Origin of the sequence: Marichromatium sp. AB31 (genome assembly GCF_003718685.1) — a bacterium.
In the GTDB taxonomy this organism is placed as follows: Bacteria; Pseudomonadota; Gammaproteobacteria; order Chromatiales; family Chromatiaceae; genus Marichromatium; species Marichromatium gracile.
The window spans coordinates 20600-41092 of record NZ_RHFI01000023.1; the positions used below are offsets into that span (position 1 = coordinate 20600).

Below are 20493 nucleotides of genomic sequence, written 5' to 3' on the forward strand. Positions count from 1 at the left end.
CAGCCTCGACACGCCCCGGCGTGCCCGGGGCAAACCGGATCACCAGGAGTCGATCGATGTCGATAGAAGTCAGCGGATTTTTTGGATTACTGCTGCTGGTACTGAATGTGTGGGCCATCGTCAGCACGGTGCAGAGTCGTGCCGGCACCCTCTCCAAGGTGCTGTGGATCGTGCTGATCCTGCTGCTTCCCCTGCTCGGCTTCATCCTCTGGCTGTTACTCGGCCCCAAGCGCTGAACCGGCACCACACGCCCAGCGTCCACCACCCAGAGGACTCGCGTCCACATGGCCTCGCAAGACACCAATCACTGGAAAGAGAAGTACTACGGGACGCTCGACACCCTGGAGGCGAAGGAAAAGGCCTGGGCGCAGATCGAGAAGACACTGCGTTACGCCGTCTCGCGCCTGAGCCTCGCGGTGGAGACCCCGGACAAGACGTTCGAGGAACAGCTCGAGTCCTTGCGTCAGGCGATCCGCAAGAACGCCACGGCCAAGCAGATCGGCCTGCTGATGGAGGACATCTCCGAGTCGATGCTGCGTCTCGACGAGCAGCGCGCCCAGCCCAACGACCTCGATCGCGCCATCGCCCGGCTCGACGACCTGCTCGAGCAGCAGCGTCTCCCCGGCGCGCTGAAGAAGGAGACCAAGACGCTGCGCAAGCGGCTGCGCGATGCGCGGCGCGAGCCGGGGTTCGGCGCCGCGCTCGCCGCCTATTCCGACTATGCCCGCACCCTCACCGACTGGCTCGCCAGCTCCGAGCAAGGCAGCGAGGGGCTGTTCGGACGGCTGTTCGGCGGATCTCGCGAGAGCAGCGCCGAGGAGACACAGCCGGAGCCGACCGACCTCGACACCCAGCCTGCCGAGATCGAGGCCCCGCTGCCGCCGAGCGATGACCTCGCCATCACGCACGATCCGTCGCTACCGGCCTTCAATCTGGTGCTGCTCGACCTGATCCACCGTCTCGACCTCCCCGAGACCTTCGCCAAGCAGTTCAGCGCCATCACCACGCTGCTGCGCGACGAGCCGAGCGCCGAGACCGCCGAGCGCGCGGTCACCGAGATCGCCGACCTGCTGGCACGCGCGCGTCATCATCTCGAGCAGGAGAAGAAGGACATCGAGCACTTCCTCTCCCAGCTCACCGGACGGCTCGAGGCGCTCGACCGCTATCTCGAGGCCTCGTTCGGGCAGCGTGAGGAGAGCGCTCGACAGGGCGCCTCGATCGATGCCGACATGTCCGCCGAGGTCGCCCGCATCCGCCGCTCGGTCGACGCCGCCCAGGACGTCGATCAGCTCAAGCTCTCGATCCAGGGGCACCTGAGCAACATCCAGCAGCACATGGATGCCCGACGCAGCCTGGAGCAGCAGCAGCTCAACCAGGCGCGCGCCGAGATCGATCATCTCAAGCAGGAGCTGGGCAAGGTCCAGGAGGAGAGCGGCGAGCTGCGTCAGTTGCTGCACGAGGCACGCCAGCGCGCGCTGTTCGACAGCCTCACCGGGCTGAGCAACCGGCTGGCCTATGACGAGCGCATCGCCCAGGAGTGCGAGCGCTGGGCGCGCTACGGCCACCCGGCGGTGCTGAGCATCTGGGACGTCGACTTCTTCAAGCGGATCAACGACCGCTTCGGTCACACCGCCGGCGACAACGTGCTCAAGATCCTCGGCAAGCTGTTGCGCACCTCGATCCGCAAGAGCGACTTCGTCGCCCGTTTCGGCGGCGAGGAGTTCATGATGCTGCTGCCCGAGACCTCGATCGAGACCGCGCTCGAGGTCGCCGAGAAGCTGCGCGAGCAGGTCGCCGCCTCACGCTTCCAGTACCGCGGTCAGCCGGTGCCGGTGACCATGTCCTGCGGGCTGGCCGCCTTCGTCGAGGACGATACCCCGGAAGACGTCTACCGCCGCGCCGATGCCGCGCTCTACGAGGCCAAGCGTTCCGGGCGCAACTGCTGCCGGGTTCACGGCGGCTGAGCGCACCCTCAGCCCTTGTCCTTGCCCTTGTCGTCCTCCGGGGTCTCGAACAGATCGCTGAGCTCCTCGAGCTTCTCCTGCCAGATCTCCTCGTCGTCCCCCGCCTGCTGCTGGTCCTCGTCGGTCTCCTCGCCGATCTCGAACTCCTCGGCCAGCTCGAAGCTCGGCGCCTCCATCTCCTCGGCCTCCATCTCCATCTCCTCAGACTCGGGTGCATCGGCATCGGGCTGGGGCTGAGGCGGGGCTGAAGGCTCGGGCGCAGCGGCATCGAAATCGGCGCCGGCCTCGGCGAGCAGGGCATCGATGTCGTCAATCACATCGGCGTCCTCGCCGCCCCCCGTCGTCTCGGTCGGGCTGGCGGCAGCCGCGGCTGCCTCCTGCTGCTGGGCGCTGAAGGCGGCGTTGTACTCGTCCATGAGCTGGTTGAGGGTCTTCTTGGTGTCGCCGAGTTCGGCCTCGAGCTGCGCCTTGGCGTCCTCGAGATCGGAGAGCTGCTCGACATCGACCATATTGGTCGGGGTCATGTGCACCAGTGGCGCGAGCACCTTGGTCAGCTCCTTGGGCAGGTCCTGGAGCTTCTCGCCGCTGCGCTCGAGATAGATGTCGAGCATCGCGTTGTAGAAGGCGCGCTCGCGCTCCAGATACTCGTCGACGGTCGACTGCAGCTCATCGCCCTCGAGCTGATAGGTCGCGGCGAAGACCCCGGCAAGCGCCTCGCGGCGTGCCTCCTCGCCGGTATCGACCTGCTCGAGCACGGCGCTGGCATCGGCCTGGGCCTGTTTGGCGCCCTTGCGCTGGCGCCTGAGCATGAAGAAGAGCACGCCCCAGGCCACCAGGGCGAACTCGACGCTGAGGATGAGGCCGCCGATCTCGAGCGCGCTCATGTCGTCTCCCCCGTGCCCATCACGCCTCCGCAGCGGCCTGCTTCGCCGCGGCCCGCTTGAACAACCACCAGGTCAGCCCGAGCGCGGCGGCGAGCAGCAGGTTGCCGCCGAGTACATAGAGCGCGAACACCAGCCAGGAGAACGCGCCCGGCGGCGGTGCCGGCGGCGCCTCGACGGGCGCGGTGAAAGCGAACTCCAGGGTCTCGTCAGGGGGCTCGAGCAGGATCGAGCTACCGTTGACGGTACGCGCGGCCAGCCGCGCACCGACCCGATAGCTGCCGGGCTGTGTGACCGGCAGCTCGTAGAGCATCGGCAGGGACGTCGGTGCGGCGATCTCGAGCAGCGACTGCGCACCCCCGGGCCCCTCGAGCCGCACATAGCCGAACAGGCTCTCGGGGGCGACCTGATCGCGCTCGAGATTGAGCACCACCCGCAGCAGCGCAGGCGGCCTGGGCGCGGCGTCCTCCGCCGCCGCGTCACCGTTCTCGCTCGGCGAGGCGGGGTCGAGCACCCGCGCCTGATAGTCGAGGGTCAGCGGCGTCGGGGTGACGCGCAGACGACGCTGCAACTGACGCTTGAAGGTCTCGCCGTCGATCAGCAGGCTGAGGTCATAGACCCCGGCGGCGAAGGCGTTGGCCTTGATCTCGGCGGTGAAACGGTTGCGTGCCGGATCGAGCGCGAGCGGCTGGTCGATGCGTCGGGTCGGATCATCGGCCAGGGTGAGGATCGCCTTGGCCGAGAGCAGCTTGAGGAAGTCGGTCCGAGTGACCGGGGCGCCGTGATCGGTGATCCAGGCCTCGAGCCTCAGGGTGTCGCCCGAGTGCAGCGCCGCCGGCACCGGGGCGGCGTCGATACCGAGATCGGTGACCACCGCCACACGGTTGTCGGGATCGAGCCCGCCGTCGAGCGTCCAGCGCCCGGGCGCCGGGCGCTCGATGGTGACCAGGTCATAGCCGGGCTCGCCGCGCCACTGCACCATGGGGCCGTGCGCGTTGGCCGAGAGGGTCTGGCCGTCGGGACTGACCAACCGGGTCTCGCCGCCGGGGGCACGGAACACCAACAGGGTGAACTCGGAGACCTGGGCGTCGATCTCGAAGCGGTTGCCCTCGATCGGCACCGTGGTCGGCGCCGCCGACTGTTCGAGCATGTGGAGGAAGACCCGTTGCAGCTGCTCGGCGCTGGAGGCCGACTCCAGCCAGCCGCCGGTACGCTCGGTGAGCGCCTCGAGCAGCTCGGTGTCGACGTTGTCGGAGAGCGCCACCGCGTGCACCTTCACCCCCAACTCGCGCAGCCGGTCGAGCTGCTCGGAGAGGATGCGTCGCCGCGAGGCGGCATCGCGGGTATCGTCCTTGGCGACGTCGACCAGCCCGTCGGTGAGCAGGATGACATGGCGCCCGCCCTCACCGGCCGGACCGTCCCAATCGGCGGTGGCCGCCTTCAGCGCCGCCTCGATATCGGTGAACAGGCCGCGCGAGTGCACCTGGCGGAGGTTCGCGGTGGTGCGCCGGCGCCAGTCGTCGTCGACCGCCCCGGGGGCGGCCAGCACCTCGGTGCCCTCGGCGAAGGTCCAGACCCCGGCACGCGCGCCGGCCGGGAGCAGCGAATTGACCAGCCGCAGCGCCGGTACCCGCAGGTTCTTGGGGTCATTCTGGCGCATGCTGCCGGAGACGTCGATCAGCAGCCGCACGTCCTCGGGCGCGGCGACCAAGGCACCGGGCAGGAGCAGCAGGCAGAGCAACAGCGGCCAGGCCCGCACGGAGAGCCGGCTCACGGCAGCCACAGCTCGAAGCAGCCACCGGGGAGACGATGGGCATTGCGCAGACCGATCCGCCCGAACGCCTCCGGGGTATGGTGCAGCCGCGCCACCTGATGGGCGAAGTAGAGCCCGAGCCGGGTGCGGCTGGTGCCCGGCGCGGTCTCGGAATCCTCGGACCAGTCGGGCTGCCCGTCATCGGGCAGCAGATCGATCACCGCGGCGGGGAAGCCGGCGCCGTCGTCCTCGACGCGAATCACCAGCATGCCCTGCTCCTCGGCGGCGCTGAGCCGGATACGGGCGTGGGCATAGCGCTGGGCGTTGCCGATGCTGCTGGTCAGCACCCCGCGCACCAGTTCCCAGTCGAAGTAGCCGGTCAACTCGGGGTCGCAGTCGTAGTCGAGATCGAGACCGAGCGCGGTGCACACCGCCTGGCACTCGGCGACCACTTCCTCGCAGAACTCCTCGAGGTTGTGCGCGGCGATGCGCACCGCGAGCTGGGCGTTGCCGAGCTTGTAGAGGGTGAGCAGCTGTACCAGGTTGTTGTTGGCGCGCTGCACCTCGTGCTTGATCAGGCTCGCCTTGCGCGGGTCGGCGAGCTGGTTGGCCGGATCGTCGACCAGATCGTCGAGGCTGTTGAAGATCAGCCCGAGCGAGTTCTTGATGTCGTGGATCGAGGAGGCAAGGATGTCTGAGAAATCCATGTGTTCAGAGCCGTCCGGTTCTAGGCCAGGGCGCACAGGCCCGCTCAGGTCTCGGTCGCCAGTCGCTGCAGGCGCGTCTGCACGTCGTTGAGCCGCCAGTCGCCCGGGGCGACGTGCTGGACGCGCTCGATGTAACGGCGTACCAGCTGGATCTCCTCGGGCGAGGTGCCGTTGCGCTCCATCTTGATGATACAGGCCTTGGCGGCGTTGAGGTTGATCGTCTTGTTGGCCGGCATCTCGTCGGCGGCCTGGCGCAGCAGCTCGATGGCGGCGACGAACTCGCCCTGCTTGATCAGCCGCACCCCCTGGTTGTTGGTGCGTACCACGTCCTGCTGGATGGCGCGGATGGCCGCGTCGGCCTCCTCGGCGATGCCGCTCTCCTCGCACACGTGCATCACCTCGGCGAGGAAGGCGTGATCGTCGTGGTTGTTGGCGATCGCGGTGCGCAGATAACCCGTGGCCTTCTCCGGCTCGCCCAGCTCCGAGCAGGTCTTGACCATCTCCAGCGCGAGCTGTGGCGAGGCCAGCTCGCCGAGCGCGTTCATCGCCTCGCCGGCGGCGGCGAAGGCCTCGGCGGCGCCCTGGGCATCGCCCTTGCGCTGCTTGACCACCGCGGTGGTACTGGCCTTGTAGAAGGTCGCCTGGGGGTCGTCGCCGAAGGTCTTGTCGATCTCGCCGATCACCTTCAGTGCCTCGACGTGCTTGTCGTTGGCGCTCTTGGCCTTGGCCAGTCCGGCATAGATCGAGGGGTGATTGTGTACCGAGTGCTTGGCGAAGGCCACCGCGCGATCGAAGGCGCTCTCGGCGACCTCGCGATCGTCGTTGCTCAGCGCCAGCTCGCCGAGACGCTGCTGGCGCTCGACGCTGCGCGGCGAGAGCTTGGCGCCCTTCTGCAGGGTCTTCTCCGCGGCGGGAAAGGCTTTCTGCGCGAACTGGGCGCGTGCAAGCCAGTCGTAACCGGGGATGAAGTTGGGGTCGAGCTCGAGCAGACGCTCGAACACCTCCTGGGCGGCGACATACTGCTTCTGCTGGAACAGCACCCGCCCCTTGCCGAGATGCGCCCAGTTGAGGTCGCGCCCCTCGAGCACCTCGTCGTAGATCGCCATGGCGTCATCGTAGCGGTTGGCGGTGATGCAGGTATCGGCCTTGAGCCGCAACAGCTCGGCGAGATTGCGCGGCTTGCCGGCGATCAGGGTGTCGAGCGCGGCGATTGCCCCGCCATAGTCCTTGGCCACCAGCGCGCGGTTGACCTCGGCGAGGTCGGACTTGCGCTCGAACAGCTTGGCCAGCCGGGTCTTGATCAGCTCCTTGGTGAAGGGCTTGGCGAGATAGTTGTCGGGGGCGAATTCCACCGCGCCCATCACCATCTCGCGGGTGTTCTCGGCGGTGACCATGATGAAGATGGTATCGACCCCGATCAGCGCGCGATGGCGCGCCTCCTCGAGCACCTGCTGGCCGTCCTTGCCGCTACCGAGGTTGTAATCGCACAGCACCACATCGTAGTGACGGCGCTCCATCAACCCGATCGCCTCGTTACCATCGCGGGCCTGGTCGATGCGGGTGACGCCGAGCGAGTGCAGGATGCTGCGCATCACCGAGCGCATGTCGGAGAAGTCGTCGATGACCAGATAGGTTTTCTTGGAGAAATCGGCCGGTGGCGCCATCTGACTTGCTCCCCGCAGTGCTGGGCTGGATAGGGATGCCGATCGGGTCGACACCTTCCTGCACATGGATGCGCCCTCGACCTCGGGCAAGGGTCGACCCGATCGCGCCCGGACCGAAGCGCCGGGGCACCGAACGCCGGGCGGTGATATCGGAACCGGATCACAAAAGGGATGCTAACGCCCGCCTCGTCCGGCGGCAAGACATCGAAGGGGTGCGATAGAAACGAAAACGGCCCACAGCACGAATGCTGTGGGCCGAGATGTGGTAGCGGGGGCAGGATTTGAACCTACGACCTTCGGGTTATGAGCCCGACGAGCTGCCTGACTGCTCCACCCCGCAACTGAACTGTGTGCCCGTTTGGGCTGGGTCTTGCGACCCAGTCGACCGGTCTTGCGACCGAGACGACGAGATGTGGTAGCGGGGGCAGGATTTGAACCTACGACCTTCGGGTTATGAGCCCGACGAGCTGCCTGACTGCTCCACCCCGCAACTGAACTGTGTGCCCGCTTGGGCCGGGTCTTGCGACCCTGTCGAGCGATCTTGCGACCGGCGCGACGAGATGTGGTAGCGGGGGCAGGATTTGAACCTACGACCTTCGGGTTATGAGCCCGACGAGCTGCCTGACTGCTCCACCCCGCAATCGAGACCGAGAATTATAGGGACGACTGTGGAGGGGCGCAAGTCTTTTTTCCATCAAGGTCTTTCACCCCGCCGGACACGGCCCCGCGCGCACCGATACGGGGACGCTCACAGGGTCTTGAGATACTCGAGCAGCGCACGGCGCGCCGCCGGGTCGAGCCGGTCGCCGAAGTCGTGCCCCTGGTTGCCATAGCCGTGGAGACTGGTGTCGTAGATGTGCTTGCGCTCCTCCCAGCTCATCGCCGCCGACTTGCCCGCGGCGAGACGCCGGTAGCGCCAGCCGAGACGCTCGGTGTCGTACTCGGGCAGCGCCTGGCCGCTGCGCTGGTGGCGCCAGAAGGCCGGGCGCGCGCCGCTCTCGAGCAGGTCGGCGAGCGTCGGCACCGCGCCGTTGTGCAGATAGGGCGCGGTCGCCCAGATACCGTCGAGCGGCGGCGCGACATAGCCCAGGCCGGGGCGCGAGCGCCCCAGCTCGCCATAGAAGGAGTCGTGGAACCAGTCGAGGAAGCGATCGGCCTCGGCGAAGGCCGCCCGCGCCAGCGCCGGGTCGGTGCCGACCTTGCCGAGGGCGACGAGCTTGTTCGGATAGCGCCCGTCGGCGCCCTGGGTGCCGTGACAGCTCGCACAGCGATCGGCGAACACCCGCTCGCCGACGCGCGCCAGCTCGGCGTCGATCGGATAGGGATAGGGCGGCGGGCGCAGGGTGGCGAGATAGGCGCGCACGTCGACGAACCAGGCATCGATCGCACGTGCCTCGGCGACGCTGTCGGTACAGGTGGTCGAGGCCAGGATCATGTAGCGCACATGATCACCGCGCCCCTCGCCGTTGTAGAAGACCGCGTGCTTCTTGGCGAGGTGCCACCAGGGCGGCACGCTCACCGGCAGCGGACGCGTCGGCGGCGGTGCGATCAGCGGCGTATCGGACCAGGCCAGGGTCTGCGGGTCGCGATGGGCCATCAGCGCCAGGGTGAGGTTGTTGGCCGAGTTCACCCCGATGGTGTCGGTCATCATGTAGTCGGCGATGCGCCCGATACGATCGGCCCAGCGCCGCCAGGCCGCGCGCTCGGGGCCGGGCGCGAGCCCTGCGCCGAGCGCCTCGATCGCCACCAGCGGGTCCTCGGTCAGATCGAGGAACTCGTTGCCCAGCCCGATCACCAGCTCGCCCTCGAGCGGCGCGGCATGACAGCCGAGACAGTTCGAGGTCACCAGCTCGACCCCGGCGGGGTCGACATGGGCGGTGAGCATATAGGGCAGCTCGGCGTTGCGCCCGGTACGCCCGGCGGGATTGAGCGCCGGCGCGCCCCCCGCCCCGGCGCGCGCGGCATAGGCGGCATGGGGCGGGCCACAGGTCACCACCGCGCGATTGAGCAGGGCATCGCGCCCGCGCACCGGATCGCCCGGGCGCTGCTCGGCGGCGGGGATGCGCCCGGCCTCGGCCTTCTCACCCGGACGGTCGCAACCGGCGAGCGCCAGTGCGAGCAGCATCCAGGACCACCATCGACGATCACGCCAGCGCATCATTCAGCCTCCCCGCGCATCCGTTGCTCCGGCCCGTTGGACTCGACCCAGCCCCAACCATCGATCACACGCCCTTCGACGCTGCCGGCGACCCGCACCGCCACGCCCGCCGCGATCGGCCCCGGCGCATCCTCCCAGGGCGTCAGCGCCACGGTCAGCGCCACGGCGGGGATCTCGAGGCGCCAGCGCGCCGGGTGCGCGCCGCTCTCCTGCGCCTCGAGGCGCAGCTCGCGCCGTCGGAACGCACGCACCCGACCGTCGTCAGTGACCAGCACGCAGCCCGGGATCGGTCGCCCGCCCGCCTCGGCGCGACGCAGCTCGACACAGGCCAGGGTGCGGGCATCGTCGAGCTGGAGCGTCAGCCGGGTGAGGCGCAGCCCGGCACCAGCACCCTCCCCGCCCCCGGCCCAGAGATGCTCGAACCAGGCGCGCCCCTCGACCGCGCGCGGCTGGCCGTCGACGAGCAGCCGCCCGCTCACGCTCAGCCCCGGCAACAGATAGCCTTGCGGGCCGGCGGTCGTCGCCTCGGCGCCGAGGGTCGCGGCAAGCCGCGCCAGCCCGAGCGCCGGGGCGCCGCCGGCGAGCACCAGCCGCCTCCCGACAGCATCCTCGAAGCGCAGACGCCAGGGCGGGCGCCCCGGCCCGAGGTCGAGCGTCCAGTCGCGCACCCACACCCGCGGCGGGTCCGCCGTTGCCCCGGCCAGCCCGAGCACGGCGCGGGCGCGGCGCTGCTCGAACGCGACCCCGACCGGTCCCAGCCGCTGCGACCAGCCCCACAGCAGCCGATCGCCGCGCCAGGCCGAGAGCGGAGGATCGGGCGGTGTCGCCAGGGTCAGGCGGACGACCCCCAGGGTGAGCAGATGCGCCCGTCCATCGGCCTCCTCGACCCGCGCCTGGAGCCGCCACAGCTCCAGCCCCTGGGACGGATGGGCGCCATGATCGGCGGGCAGGCTCAGCGGACCCGGCACCGCGCCGGGGGCGAGCAGCGCGGCGGCCCCGGCGAGCAGCGCAGCATCCTGCTCGACGGGGGGCGGGGGCGCCTCGCAACCGCCGAGCAGCCCGACCAGCGCCAGGATCGGCAGCCGGATGCGGCTCAAGTACCGTCGCTCAGCGCGCCTTCCACACATAGATCGCCTCGGCCTCGGGCAGCAGCTCGCGCAGCTGCGCGAGACGGGTGGTATCGACCGGGTGGGTGCTGAGGAACTCGGGCGGTGCCGCCCTGCCCCGGCTGGCGGCCTGGAAACGCTGCCAGAAGGCAATCGCCTCGCGCGGGTCGTAGCCGGCGCGGGCCATGTAGAAGAGCCCCAGACGGTCGGCCTCGAGTTCGTGGGCACGCGAATAGGGCAGGATCACCCCGAGCCGGGCGCCGACGCCATAGGCCTGTACCGCCAGATCGCTGCCCGGCACGCCCTGGGCGCCGAGCACCGCCGAGAGCAGCCCGGCGCCGAGTCCGGCGAGCATCTCCTGGGAGCGTTGCTCGGCGCCGTGACGGGCCACCACATGAGCGATCTCGTGGGCCATCACCGTGGCCAGCCCGGCATCAGTGCGGGCGATCGGCAGGATGCCGGTGTTGATCCCGACCTTGCCGCCCGGCAGGGCGAAGGCGTTGGGGCTGGGGTCCTCGAACAGCACGAACTCCCAGCGCGCCCCGGGCAGCTCGACGACCCGGGCGATACGCCGCCCGATGCGCTCGACGCGCGCCTGGGCGGCACGGTCGCGGGCGCGCGGCAGCTCGCGCTTGATCTGCGCGAAGCCACGGGCGCCGAGCCTGGCCTCCTCGGCGTGATCGATCAGCATCAGCTGGCTGCGCCCGGTCTCGGGAGCGCTGGCGCAGCCCCACAGCATCAGCGCCAGCAACCAGGGCAGCAGCCGGCGGGCGGGCGACGAGGGGGACATCCGGGGGCTCTCTCGTGCAGTGATCATTGCAGGGCAGATGGGGACGGAGACGGCGCGCCACCACCCCGGCGCGGCGGTGTACACTGGCCATTCGACGACGCACCGCATCCCGCGGCCGGACTCCGTCGAGAGCGAGGAGATCGATGAGCAAGCTTCACATCCAACCCCAGACCCTGTGCCAGATCATCGGCAAGGTCCGCGAGTTCCAGGCCAAGGAGGAGGTGGTGCTGCCGGACGTCCCCTCGAGCCCGACCGAGGACTGGGGACTGCAGATGCTCGCCGACCACAGCGACGACATGGCGCTGGTGGCGATGACCGAGGCCATCGCCGAGATGAGCCAGCGTCAGCGTGCCGAGCTGGTGGCGCTGATGTGGCTGGGGCGCGGCGACTACGAGCTGGAGGACTGGGAGACGGCGGTCGATGACGCCATCGGCGAGTATTCGCTGCGCGCGGCGGCCTATCTGCTGGTCCACCCGATGGTCGCCGACGACCTGGAGGAAGGGCTGATCGCCTTCGGCTACTCCTGTCAGGACTGAGCCGGGTCGTCGCCCCGCCGGCGGCGGGGCGACGGGCGACTCAGTAATCGCGCAGCCCGAGCACGTCCTGCATGTCGAACTGGCCGCGCGAGCGCGCGCCGATCCAACCGGCGGCACGCACCGCACCGCTGGCGAAGGTCATGCGGCTGGAGGCCTTGTGGGCGATCTCCACGCGCTCGCCCTCGGCGGCGAACCAGACGCTGTGCTCGCCGACCACATCGCCGGCGCGGATGGTCTCGAAGCCGATGGTACGGCGCTCGCGCGCGCCGGTATGACCCTCGCGCCCGTAGACGGCAACCTCGTCGAGATCGCGTCCGAGCGCCTCGGCCACCACCTCGCCCATGCGCAGCGCGGTGCCCGAGGGGGCATCGACCTTGTGACGGTGATGGGCCTCGATGATCTCGATGTCGACCTCGTCGCCGAGCACCCGCGCGGCGATGTCGAGCAGCTTGAAGGTCAGGTTGACGCCGACGCTCATGTTCGGCGCGAAGACGATACCGATTGACTCGGCGGCCGCGGCGATCGCCGCGCGCCCGGCCTCGTCGAAGCCGGTCGTGCCGATCACCATGCGCTTGCCGGCGCCGCGGCAGAGTTCGAGGTGGGCGAGCGTGGCCGCCGGCGCGGTGAAGTCGATGAGCACGTCGAAGTCGTCGAGCACCGTCGCCAGCTCGGCAACGAGGGTCACGCCGAGCGCGCCGACCCCGGCCAGCTCACCGGCATCGGTGCCGAGCAGCGAACTGCCCGCGCGCTCGGTGGCGGCGCCGAGCACCACGCCCTCGGCCTCGGTGACGGCCTGTACCAGCGCGCGTCCCATGCGCCCGCCGGCACCGGCCACTGCGATCCTGATGTCTGTCATGTGAAGGATGTCCTTGTTGGCGGATGACGCACCGCGCGCGGCGCGGTGCGGCGAGTGCCGGGCCTAGAGCCCCATCTTCTCGAAGAAGCTCTTGACCCCGTCGAGCCAGGAGTGCGATTGCGGGTTGTGGCGCGAGCCGCCCTCGCGGACGCTCTCCTCGAAGTCCCGCAGCAGTTCCTGCTGACGCTCAGTGAGGTTGACCGGGGTCTCGATCACCACCTTGCAGATGAGATCGCCGACCGGGCCGCCGCGCACCGGCTTCACGCCCTTGCCGCGGACCCGGAACATCTTGCCGGTCTGGGTGCCGGCGGGGATCTTCAGCATCACCTTGCCGTCGAGCGTCGGCACCTCCAGCTCGCCGCCGAGCGCGGCGGCGACGAAGCCGATCGGCACCTGGCAGTAGAGGTTGCTGTCCTCGCGGGTGAAGATCGGGTGCGGCTGCACCTGCACCTGGACGTAGAGATCGCCGGGCGGACCGCCGAGTTCGCCGCGATCGCCCTCGCCGGCGAGGCGGATGCGATCACCGGTGTCGACGCCTGCGGGGATCTTCACCGACAGCGTCTTCTCCTCCTGCACCCGGCCCTGGCCACGACAGTGCGAGCAGGGCTCCTCGATCACGTGCCCGGTGCCGCGACACTCGGGACAGGTCTGCTGGATGGAGAAAAAGCCCTGCTGCATGCGCACCTGACCGACACCACCACAGGTGGGACAGGTCTTGGGCTTGGTGCCGGGCTTGGCGCCGCTGCCGCCGCAGAACTGACAGTCGACCTGGGTGGGGATGCGGATGCTGACATCCTTGCCGTTGACCGCCTCCTCGAGCGTCAGGCTGAGGTCGTAGCGCAGATCGACGCCGCGCTGGGCGCGGCGTCCGCCACCACCCCCGGCACGACCGCCGAAGATGTCGCCGAAGACGTCGCCGAAGATATCGGAGAAGGAGCCGGCGCCGCCGAAGTCTCCGGCGCCGCCGAAGCCGCCCGGACCGCCCTCGACCCCGGCATGGCCGAACTGGTCGTAGGCCGAGCGCTTCTTGGCGTCGCTGAGGACGTCGTAGGCCTCCTTGGCCTCCTTGAACTTGGTCTCGGCATCCGCGCCGCCGTTGCGGTCGGGATGATACTTCATCGCCAAGCGGCGAAAGGCCTTCTTGAGATCGGCCTCGCTGGCGTTGCGCTGAACACCGAGGACTTCGTAGTAGTCGCGTTTTGACATTGATTCATTCCAGCCGCAGCACGCCAGCCTCGGACGTGTTCATAAGCAGAAAGCGCACGGACGCAGAACGTCGGTACGCTTTCGCCACAAAGGTCGAGGCGGCCGCTTAGCGGCCGCTCACCTCACTTCTTGTCGTCTTTGACTTCTTCGAACTCGGCGTCGACCACATCGTCGGCACCGCCCTTGGCGCCGGACGACTGGGCGTCGGCGCCACCCTCGGCGCCGGCCTCACCGCCGGCGGCCTCGGCGTTCTGGGCATAGAGTCGCTCGGCCATCTTCGCCGAGGACTCGCCGAGGGTCTTGGTCAGCGCCTCGATGCGCTCCTTGTCCTCGCCACCCATGGCCTCCTCGAGGTCCTTGATGGCGCTCTCGATCGACTCGCGCTCGCCGCTCTCGACCTTGTCACCGAGCTGCTCCATCGACTTGCGGGTCGCGTGGATCATGGTGTCGGCCTGGTTGCGCGCGGCGACCAGCTCCTGGAAGTGACGGTCATCCTCGGCGTGGGCCTCGGCGTCCTTGACCATACGCTCGATCTCGTCGTCGGACAGACCGGAGGAGGCCTTGATGACGATCGACTGCTCCTTGCCGGTGGCCTTGTCCTTGGCCGAGACGTTGAGGATGCCGTTGGCGTCGATGTCGAACTTGACCTCGATCTGCGGCACGCCGCGCGGCGCCGGCGGGATGTCGGAGAGATCGAAGCGACCCAGCGACTTGTTGCTCGCGGCACGCTCGCGCTCGCCCTGGAGCACGTGCACGGTGACCGCGGTCTGGTTGTCGTCGGCGGTGGAGAACACCTGACCGGCGGAGGTCGGGATGGTGGTGTTCTTCTCGATGAGCTTGGTCATCACGCCGCCGAGGGTCTCGATGCCGAGCGACAGCGGGGTGACGTCGAGCAGCAGCACGTCCTTGACCTCGCCGCCGAGCACGCCGCCCTGGATCGAGGCACCGATGGCCACCGCCTCGTCGGGGTTGACGTCACGGCGCGGGGTCTTGCCGAAGAACTCCTCGACCTTGGCCTGGACCTTGGGCATGCGGGTCTGGCCACCGACCAGGATCACCTCGTCGATCTCGCCGGCGGTGAGACCGGCGTCCTTCAGCGCGGTGCGGCAGGGCGCGATGGTGCGATCGACCAGCTCCTCGACCAGCGACTCGAGCTTGGCGCGGGTGAGCTTGAGGTTGAGGTGCTTGGGTCCGCTCTGGTCGGCGGTGATGTAGGGCAGGTTGATGTCGGTCTGCTGGCTCGAGGACAGCTCGATCTTGGCCTTCTCGGCGGCCTCCTTGAGACGCTGCAGCGCCAGCGGATCGTTGCGCAGATCGACGCCCTGCTCCTTCTTGAAGGACTCGACCAGGTGGTCGATGATGCGCAGGTCGAAGTCCTCGCCGCCGAGGAAGGTGTCACCATTGGTCGAGAGCACCTCGAACTGGTGCTCGCCCTCGATCTCGGCGATCTCGATGATCGAGATGTCGAAGGTGCCGCCACCGAGGTCGTAGACGGCGATCTTCTGGTCACCGCGCTGCTTGTCCATGCCGTAGGCCAGGGCCGCGGCGGTCGGCTCGTTGATGATGCGCTTGACATCGAGCCCGGCGATGCGACCGGCGTCCTTGGTGGCCTGACGCTGCGAGTCGTTGAAGTAGGCCGGGACGGTGATCACCGCCTCGGTAACCTCGGCGCCGAGATAGTCCTCGGCGGTCTTCTTCATCTTCTGCAGCACCTTGGCCGAGATCTCCGGCGGCGCCATCTTCTTGCCGCTGACCTCGACCCAGGCGTCGCCGTTGTCGGCCTTGACGATCTTGTAGGGGACCATGTCCTTGTCCTTGCTGACGACCGAGTCGTCGAAGCGGCGGCCGATCAGACGCTTGACCGCGAACAGGGTGTTGGTCGGGTTGGTGACCGACTGACGCTTGGCCGACTGGCCGACGAGCACCTCACCGTCGTTGGTGTAGGCGATGATCGAGGGGGTGGTGCGATCACCCTCGGCGTTCTCGATGACCTTGACGCTGTCGCCCTCCATCACCGCCACGCAGGAGTTGGTGGTGCCGAGGTCGATACCGATGATTTTTCCCATGACTATCGTCTCCGAATTGTGTCGTATGGCGCCTTGGCGCCTGGCTGTTCGATCAGTTGGGGGAGCCCCCCAGGGCGTTCAAGCGATGCTCAGGCGGGCTGCTGGGAGACCAGCACCAGCGCCGGGCGCACCAGGCGGCCATTGAGCATGTAGCCCTTCTGGATCACCCCCACCACGGTGTTCGGCGCGACATCCTCGCGCGGCTGCATCGACATCGCCTGATGGAACTCGGGGTCGAAGGGCTGATCGATCGGGTCGACCTGCGCCACCCCGAACTTGTCCATCACGTCGCCGAGCAACTTCAGCGTCAGCTCGGTGCCCTCGCGCAGCTTGGCGACATCGGCGCCCTCATCCTGCGCCGCCTGATGCCCCAGTTCGAGACTGTCGCGCACCCCCAGCAGCTCGCGCACGAAGCCGTCGAGGGCGAACTTGTGCGCCTTCTCCAGCTCGTTGGCGTGACGCCGCTTGAGGTTCTCGCCCTCGGCGTGGGCGCGCAGCAGCTGCTCGCGCAGCCTCTCGGCCTCGGCGCGCGCCTCGGCCGCCTCGGCCAGCGCCGCGCCCAGCTCCTCGGCGCTCGGCGCCGCCGGCTCGTCGGGGGCGACCTGCTGCTCGCCCTCGGGGGCGCTGTCCTCGACCGGCGTCTCGACCTCGGCCGAGGCCTCGGCGTAGGCCGAGACGGCGGCGCGATTGACCGCCTCGTCGCCCTGGCCCTGCTGCTCGGGCTGTTGCTCGGGGCGCTTCTGCTCTGGGTTCATTGTGACCTCCGAAATTCCGTAAACGACCGCGCCACCACGTCGGACATAGACATGGCAGCGCGTGATGAAACCTGGTTCCGCGCTAATTCTGACGCAACGCCGCAGCCAGCAGCCGCGCCGTGACATCGACGATCGGGATCACCCGCTGGTAGTCCATGCGGGTCGGGCCGATCACCCCCAGCACGCCGACCACCTCACCCTCGACCCGATAGGTAGTGGAGACCACGCTGCAGTCGTCGAGCAGCGCGTAGCCCGACTCCTCGCCGATGAAGATCTGCACCCCGTCGGCGGCGATGCAGCGATCGAGAATGTGGAGGATCTCGCGCTTCTCGTTGAAGGCCTCGAACAGCTGCTTGAGCCGATCCATGCTGGAGAGCTCGCCGAACTCCATCAGGTTGGTCTGCCCGGCGATGTAGCAGTCGTCCTTGCGGTCGGCATCCTCCACCACGCGGTGAGCGAGCACCGCCGCGTGCATCATCAACTGGTCCATGTTCTCGTGGGTACGCTTGAGATCCTCGAGCAGCCGCCGGCGCACCTCGTTGATGTCCTGTCCGGTGAACATCTGATTGAGATAGTTGGCCGACTGCTCGAGCTGCGCGGGCGAGAAACGGCGATCGGTGTTGATGATGCGGTTGTGGACCTCACCCTCGGTGGTGATGAGGATCGCCAGCACCCGCGAGTCGGACAGCGGCACCAGCTCGATCTGGCGAAAGGCGTTGCGCTCGTGGCGCGGCAGCATCACCACCCCGGCCAGATGGGTGACCCCGGAGAGCAGGTTGGAGGCGGTCTCGACCAGCGACTTGGCGTCCATCCCCGGCACGAAGGTACTGCGCAGCGAGGCGATGTCGCGCTCCGAGGGCGGACTGACCGTGAGCAGCGAATCGACGAACAGCCGATACCCGGCCGCCGTCGGCACCCGCCCGGCCGAGGTGTGGGGCGAGACCAGCAGCCCCAGGTCCTCGAGGTCGGCCATCACGTTGCGCACCGTCGCCGGACTGAGGTCGAGGCCGGTATCCTTGGCCAGGGTCCGGGAGCCGACCGGCTGGCCGTCCCTGATGTAGCGCTCGACCAACGCCTTCAGGAACAGCAGCGCCCGCTCGCTCACCGGGGAATCGAACTGTCGCGTCTCGCCTGCCAAGGTTTCAGCCGCCTACATCACTGGATCGCGCGGATGGACCATCGTCGACCTTCGCCTCACGCCCGCCTCGCGGCGGCGGACATCAGGGGGGTCGACCCCGTTAGCACTCACCGTCAGAGAGTGCTAACACAGGAATTTAGGGATTTGCTCCTACCCTGTCAAGGCTGCCCCCGGACGCCTATTGGCGTGTCTGGCCGCCCATGCTAACGTTTATCGGTCCTGCCGTCCCCAACCCCACACAGAACTCCATGGCGCATTTCCAGACCATCGGCATCATCGGCAAGCAAGGCGACCCCGACAAGGCACGCAGCACCCTTCGCACCCTCTGCGCCTATCTGCGCGCGCACGCGCTCGAGGTGTTGCTCGACGCCGAGAGCGCCCATCTGCTCGATGCCCCCGTCGGCGCCGCCCGCCCGCTCGACGAGCTCGGCGAGCGCTGCGACCTGGTGATCGTGGTCGGCGGCGACGGCACCCTGCTGCATGCCGCGCGCGCGCTGGCCGCGCACGACGTGCCCCTGGTCGGGATCAACCTCGGGCGCCTCGGCTTCCTCGCCGACGTCTCGCCCGAGGAGATCGGCTCGGTGCTCGAGCGCATCCTCGAGGGTGAGTACAAGACCGACTCGCGCGCCATGCTCGAGGCGCGGATCCGCTGCGACCAGGCCCCGCCGCGCCGCGCCTGCGCGCTCAACGACGTGGTCATCCACAAGTGGAACACCGCGCGGATGATCGAGTTCGAGACCTATGTCGACGGCGTCTTCGTCAACGCCCAGCGCTCCGACGGGCTGATCATCGCCACACCCACCGGTTCGACCGCCTACGCCCTCTCCGGCGGCGGCCCGCTGATCGATCCCGGACTCGAGGCCATCGTGCTGGTGCCGATCTGCCCTCACGACCTCGCCCACCGCCCGCTGGTGCTGCCCGCCGACCGGCACATCGAGGTACGCGTCGGCCCGCTCGAGTTGGGACACGTGCAGATCACCTGCGACGGCCAGGACGAGCTCCAGCTGCCGCCCGGGGCAACGATCGAGATCACCCGCCACCCCGAGCGCGCCACCCTGCTCCACCCGCTCGGACAGGACCACTACCAGATCCTCCGCGCCAAGCTCGGCTGGGGCGGACGCACCCAGACCCGGCGGGCATGAACGGACACCCCACCGAGCACGGAGGCTGCGCGGCATGTTGACCCATCTCATGGTCCGGGACCTGGCCATCGTCAGCGCCGTCGAGCTGGAGTTCGAGGCCGCGATGAGCGCGCTCACCGGCGAGACCGGCGCCGGCAAGTCGATCCTCATCGACGCGCTCGGGCTGGCCCTCGGCGACAAGGCCGAAACGACGATGATCCGTCCCGGTTGCACGCGCGCCGAGATCGTCGCCGGCTTCGATCTCGGCGCCAACCCAGCCGCGCGCGACTGGCTGCGCGCCCACCAGCTCGAGGGCGACGAGGACGCCTGCATCCTGCGCCGCCTGCTGGTGGCCAAGGGGCGCTCGCGCGCCTATGTCAACGGCCACCCCACCACCGCCGCGCAACTGCGCGAGCTCGGCGAGCTGCTGGTCGACATCCACGGCCAGCACGCCCACCAGTCGCTGCTGCGCGCCGAGGCCCAACGCGACCTGCTCGACGCCTACGGCGGCCACCGTGCGCTCGCCGAGCAGGTCGCCGCCGACTTCCGCGCCTATCGCGACCACGCCCGCGCCCTCGAGCGCGCCGAGCAGGAGGCGCAGAGCCGCGCCGAGCGCCTCGAGCTGCTGCGCTTCCAGGTCGAGGAGTTGGAGGCGGCGGCGATCGATGCCGCGGAGCTCGAACAGCTCGACGGCGAGCAGCGCCGTCTCAGCCATCTCGAACAGCTCCAGAGCGGCACCGCCACCGTACTCCAGGCACTGGCCGAGGGCGAACCGACGATCTGCGATCAGCTCGCCACCACCCTCGCCGAGATCGAGGATCTCGCCGCCATCGACCCCGCGCTCGGCGAGGCCCGCGAACTGTTGGAGACGGCGAGCATCCATGCCGGCGAGGCAGCCGCGGCGCTGCGTCACTATCTCGACGGGCTGGAGCTCGACCCCGACGCCCTGGCCACGGTCGAGGCCCGGCTCGAACAGCTCCAGGCCCTGGCGCGCAAGCATCGCATCTTTCCCGCCCAGCTGCCCGAATACCTCGCCGAGCGCCGCGCCGAACTCGACGCGCTCGAACAGGCCTCGGTCGCGCTCGCCGGGCTGGCCGAGGCGCGCGAGGCGGCCTGGGGGCGCTATCTCCAGGGCGCCGAGGCACTGGGCGAGGCGCGCACCGCCGCCGCCACGCGTCTCGAGGAGACCCTGAGCACGGCGATGGGCGAGCTCGGCATGGCCGGCGGTCGCTTCGCCGTCGCGCTCGAACCCCTGCCCACCGAGCGCGCCGCAGCCGGCGGGCTGGAGCGGATCACCTTCATGGTCAGCGCCAACCCCGGCCAGCCGCTGCAGCCGCTCGCCCGGGTCGCCTCCGGCGGCGAACTCTCGCGCATCGGCCTGGCCATCCAGGTCGCCACCGCCGCCTGCGGGCGCATCCCCACGCTGGTCTTCGACGAGGTCGACGTCGGCATCGGCGGCGGCGTGGCCGAGATCGTCGGTCGGCTGCTGCGCCGCCTCGGCGACGAGCGCCAGGTACTCTGCGTCACCCACCTGCCCCAGGTCGCCGCCCAGGCCCACCGCCAGCTGCGGGTGCGCAAGGAGCGGCGCGAGGGCGAGACCCACACCCGGATCGATCCGCTCGACGACTCGGCGCGCATCGAGGAGATCGCGCGCATGCTCGGCGGCACCGAGATCACCCGCCGCACCCGCGACCACGCCAGCGAGATGCTCGACCGCGCCGCCGCCACGCCTCCATCCTGAAACCCGCCCAGAGGTCGCCATCGCACGGGCGCCACCCAGCGCCCCGACGAA

17 protein-coding genes and 3 tRNA genes are annotated in these 20493 nt (G+C 69.2%); 5 read left to right on the top strand and 15 right to left on the bottom strand.

Translation table 11 applies throughout. The features are described 5' to 3' along the window. The first annotated feature begins 56 nt into the window (after nt 1-56). Both EBL84_RS13845 and EBL84_RS13850 read left to right on the top strand, forming a co-directional pair. Nucleotides 57-236 carry a PLDc N-terminal domain-containing protein gene (locus EBL84_RS13845; RefSeq protein ID WP_062271220.1) on the top strand — a complete coding sequence of 60 codons (180 nt, stop codon included), beginning with the start codon at nt 57-59 and terminating at the stop codon, nt 234-236. Between the two features lie 48 nt (nt 237-284). Continuing rightward, entirely contained in the window at nt 285-1964 is a 1680-nt protein-coding gene (locus EBL84_RS13850) for a GGDEF domain-containing protein (protein WP_123141357.1), read from the top strand. Nucleotides 1965-1972: 8 nt separating this feature from the next. Here the strand turns inward: EBL84_RS13850 and EBL84_RS13855 are convergent, their stop codons facing one another. The 10 genes from EBL84_RS13855 to EBL84_RS13900 form a co-directional block, all read right to left on the bottom strand. Next, the gene (locus EBL84_RS13855; RefSeq protein WP_123141358.1) at nt 1973-2848 is read right to left on the bottom strand and encodes a hypothetical protein; all 876 of its coding nucleotides are present in this window, start codon (nt 2846-2848) and stop codon (nt 1973-1975) included. A 19-nt stretch (nt 2849-2867) separates the two neighbouring features. After that, a complete protein-coding gene (locus EBL84_RS13860; protein WP_223807022.1) occupies nt 2868-4619 on the bottom strand; it encodes a VWA domain-containing protein in 1752 nt (583 codons plus the stop codon). Further along, nucleotides 4616-5305 (bottom strand): sensor histidine kinase KdpD, encoded by a 690-nt coding sequence (locus tag EBL84_RS13865; RefSeq protein WP_123141360.1) that lies wholly within the window; start codon nt 5303-5305, stop codon nt 4616-4618. The genes EBL84_RS13860 and EBL84_RS13865 overlap by 4 nt, the downstream gene beginning before the upstream one ends. Before the next feature lie 44 nt (nt 5306-5349). Then, a complete protein-coding gene (locus tag EBL84_RS13870; RefSeq protein ID WP_123141361.1) occupies nt 5350-6969 on the bottom strand; it encodes a tetratricopeptide repeat-containing response regulator in 1620 nt (539 codons plus the stop codon). Between the two features lie 263 nt (nt 6970-7232). Further along, a tRNA-Met gene (locus tag EBL84_RS13875) sits at nt 7233-7309 on the bottom strand. A 73-nt stretch (nt 7310-7382) separates the two neighbouring features. Then, nucleotides 7383-7459 (bottom strand) — tRNA-Met (locus EBL84_RS13880). 73 nt (nt 7460-7532) lie between these two features. Further along, nucleotides 7533-7609, bottom strand: a tRNA-Met gene (locus EBL84_RS13885). A 108-nt stretch (nt 7610-7717) separates the two neighbouring features. Next, nucleotides 7718-9094, bottom strand: coding sequence for a c-type cytochrome (locus EBL84_RS13890; RefSeq protein WP_123141362.1), 1377 nt, complete (start codon nt 9092-9094; stop codon nt 7718-7720). Between the two features lie 32 nt (nt 9095-9126). Next, on the bottom strand, nt 9127-10224 hold the full coding sequence (locus EBL84_RS13895) for a lipocalin-like domain-containing protein (protein ID WP_190287976.1): 1098 nt from the start codon (nt 10222-10224) through the stop codon (nt 9127-9129). 10 nt (nt 10225-10234) lie between these two features. Next, nucleotides 10235-11023, bottom strand: a complete 789-nt coding sequence (locus EBL84_RS13900; protein ID WP_123141364.1) for a M48 family metallopeptidase — start codon at nt 11021-11023, stop codon at nt 10235-10237. Between the two features lie 143 nt (nt 11024-11166). Between EBL84_RS13900 and EBL84_RS13905 the strand changes: the two genes are divergently transcribed. Further along, nucleotides 11167-11559 (top strand): DUF3775 domain-containing protein, encoded by a 393-nt coding sequence (locus tag EBL84_RS13905; RefSeq protein ID WP_123141365.1) that lies wholly within the window; start codon nt 11167-11169, stop codon nt 11557-11559. Between the two features lie 40 nt (nt 11560-11599). Here EBL84_RS13905 and dapB read toward each other — a convergent pair whose 3' ends face one another. The 5 genes from dapB to hrcA all read right to left on the bottom strand — a co-directional run bounded on the left by dapB (nt 11600) and on the right by hrcA (nt 17580). Further along, nucleotides 11600-12415 carry a 4-hydroxy-tetrahydrodipicolinate reductase gene (gene dapB, locus EBL84_RS13910; RefSeq protein ID WP_123141366.1) on the bottom strand — a complete coding sequence of 272 codons (816 nt, stop codon included), beginning with the start codon at nt 12413-12415 and terminating at the stop codon, nt 11600-11602. Nucleotides 12416-12478: 63 nt separating this feature from the next. Next, nucleotides 12479-13621, bottom strand: coding sequence for a molecular chaperone DnaJ (gene dnaJ / locus EBL84_RS13915; RefSeq protein WP_123141367.1), 1143 nt, complete (start codon nt 13619-13621; stop codon nt 12479-12481). 122 nt (nt 13622-13743) lie between these two features. Then, nucleotides 13744-15687 carry a molecular chaperone DnaK gene (gene dnaK, locus EBL84_RS13920; RefSeq protein ID WP_123141368.1) on the bottom strand — a complete coding sequence of 648 codons (1944 nt, stop codon included), beginning with the start codon at nt 15685-15687 and terminating at the stop codon, nt 13744-13746. Between the two features lie 89 nt (nt 15688-15776). Further along, nucleotides 15777-16442 carry a nucleotide exchange factor GrpE gene (grpE, locus tag EBL84_RS13925; protein WP_123141369.1) on the bottom strand — a complete coding sequence of 222 codons (666 nt, stop codon included), beginning with the start codon at nt 16440-16442 and terminating at the stop codon, nt 15777-15779. 82 nt (nt 16443-16524) lie between these two features. Further along, the gene (gene hrcA / locus EBL84_RS13930; protein ID WP_123141370.1) at nt 16525-17580 is read right to left on the bottom strand and encodes a heat-inducible transcriptional repressor HrcA; all 1056 of its coding nucleotides are present in this window, start codon (nt 17578-17580) and stop codon (nt 16525-16527) included. Nucleotides 17581-17828: 248 nt separating this feature from the next. Here hrcA and EBL84_RS13935 point away from each other — a divergent pair, with 248 nt between their 5' ends. Continuing rightward, nucleotides 17829-18722 carry an NAD(+) kinase gene (locus tag EBL84_RS13935; protein WP_165913470.1) on the top strand — a complete coding sequence of 298 codons (894 nt, stop codon included), beginning with the start codon at nt 17829-17831 and terminating at the stop codon, nt 18720-18722. Between the two features lie 34 nt (nt 18723-18756). Continuing rightward, on the top strand, nt 18757-20442 hold the full coding sequence (gene recN / locus EBL84_RS13940; RefSeq protein ID WP_123141372.1) for a DNA repair protein RecN: 1686 nt from the start codon (nt 18757-18759) through the stop codon (nt 20440-20442). The last annotated feature ends 51 nt before the right edge of the window (nt 20443-20493 follow it).

Excerpts from the sequence above, each read along its gene's own strand:
- EBL84_RS13845 (WP_062271220.1), top strand. The coding sequence starts at position 57 with ATGTCGATAGAAGTCAGCGGATTTTTTGGATTACTGCTGCTGGTACTG.
- EBL84_RS13850 (WP_123141357.1), top strand. The coding sequence starts at position 285 with ATGGCCTCGCAAGACACCAATCACTGGAAAGAGAAGTACTACGGGACG.
- EBL84_RS13855 (WP_123141358.1), bottom strand. The coding sequence starts at position 2,848 with ATGAGCGCGCTCGAGATCGGCGGCCTCATCCTCAGCGTCGAGTTCGCC.
- EBL84_RS13865 (WP_123141360.1), bottom strand. The coding sequence starts at position 5,305 with ATGGATTTCTCAGACATCCTTGCCTCCTCGATCCACGACATCAAGAAC.
- EBL84_RS13870 (WP_123141361.1), bottom strand. The coding sequence starts at position 6,969 with ATGGCGCCACCGGCCGATTTCTCCAAGAAAACCTATCTGGTCATCGAC.
- EBL84_RS13890 (WP_123141362.1), bottom strand. The coding sequence starts at position 9,094 with ATGCTGCTCGCACTGGCGCTCGCCGGTTGCGACCGTCCGGGTGAGAAG.
- EBL84_RS13900 (WP_123141364.1), bottom strand. The coding sequence starts at position 11,023 with ATGTCCCCCTCGTCGCCCGCCCGCCGGCTGCTGCCCTGGTTGCTGGCG.
- EBL84_RS13905 (WP_123141365.1), top strand. The coding sequence starts at position 11,167 with ATGAGCAAGCTTCACATCCAACCCCAGACCCTGTGCCAGATCATCGGC.
- dapB (WP_123141366.1), bottom strand. The coding sequence starts at position 12,415 with ATGACAGACATCAGGATCGCAGTGGCCGGTGCCGGCGGGCGCATGGGA.
- dnaJ (WP_123141367.1), bottom strand. The coding sequence starts at position 13,621 with ATGTCAAAACGCGACTACTACGAAGTCCTCGGTGTTCAGCGCAACGCC.
- dnaK (WP_123141368.1), bottom strand. The coding sequence starts at position 15,687 with ATGGGAAAAATCATCGGTATCGACCTCGGCACCACCAACTCCTGCGTG.
- grpE (WP_123141369.1), bottom strand. The coding sequence starts at position 16,442 with ATGAACCCAGAGCAGAAGCGCCCCGAGCAACAGCCCGAGCAGCAGGGC.
- EBL84_RS13935 (WP_165913470.1), top strand. The coding sequence starts at position 17,829 with ATGGCGCATTTCCAGACCATCGGCATCATCGGCAAGCAAGGCGACCCC.
- recN (WP_123141372.1), top strand. The coding sequence starts at position 18,757 with ATGTTGACCCATCTCATGGTCCGGGACCTGGCCATCGTCAGCGCCGTC.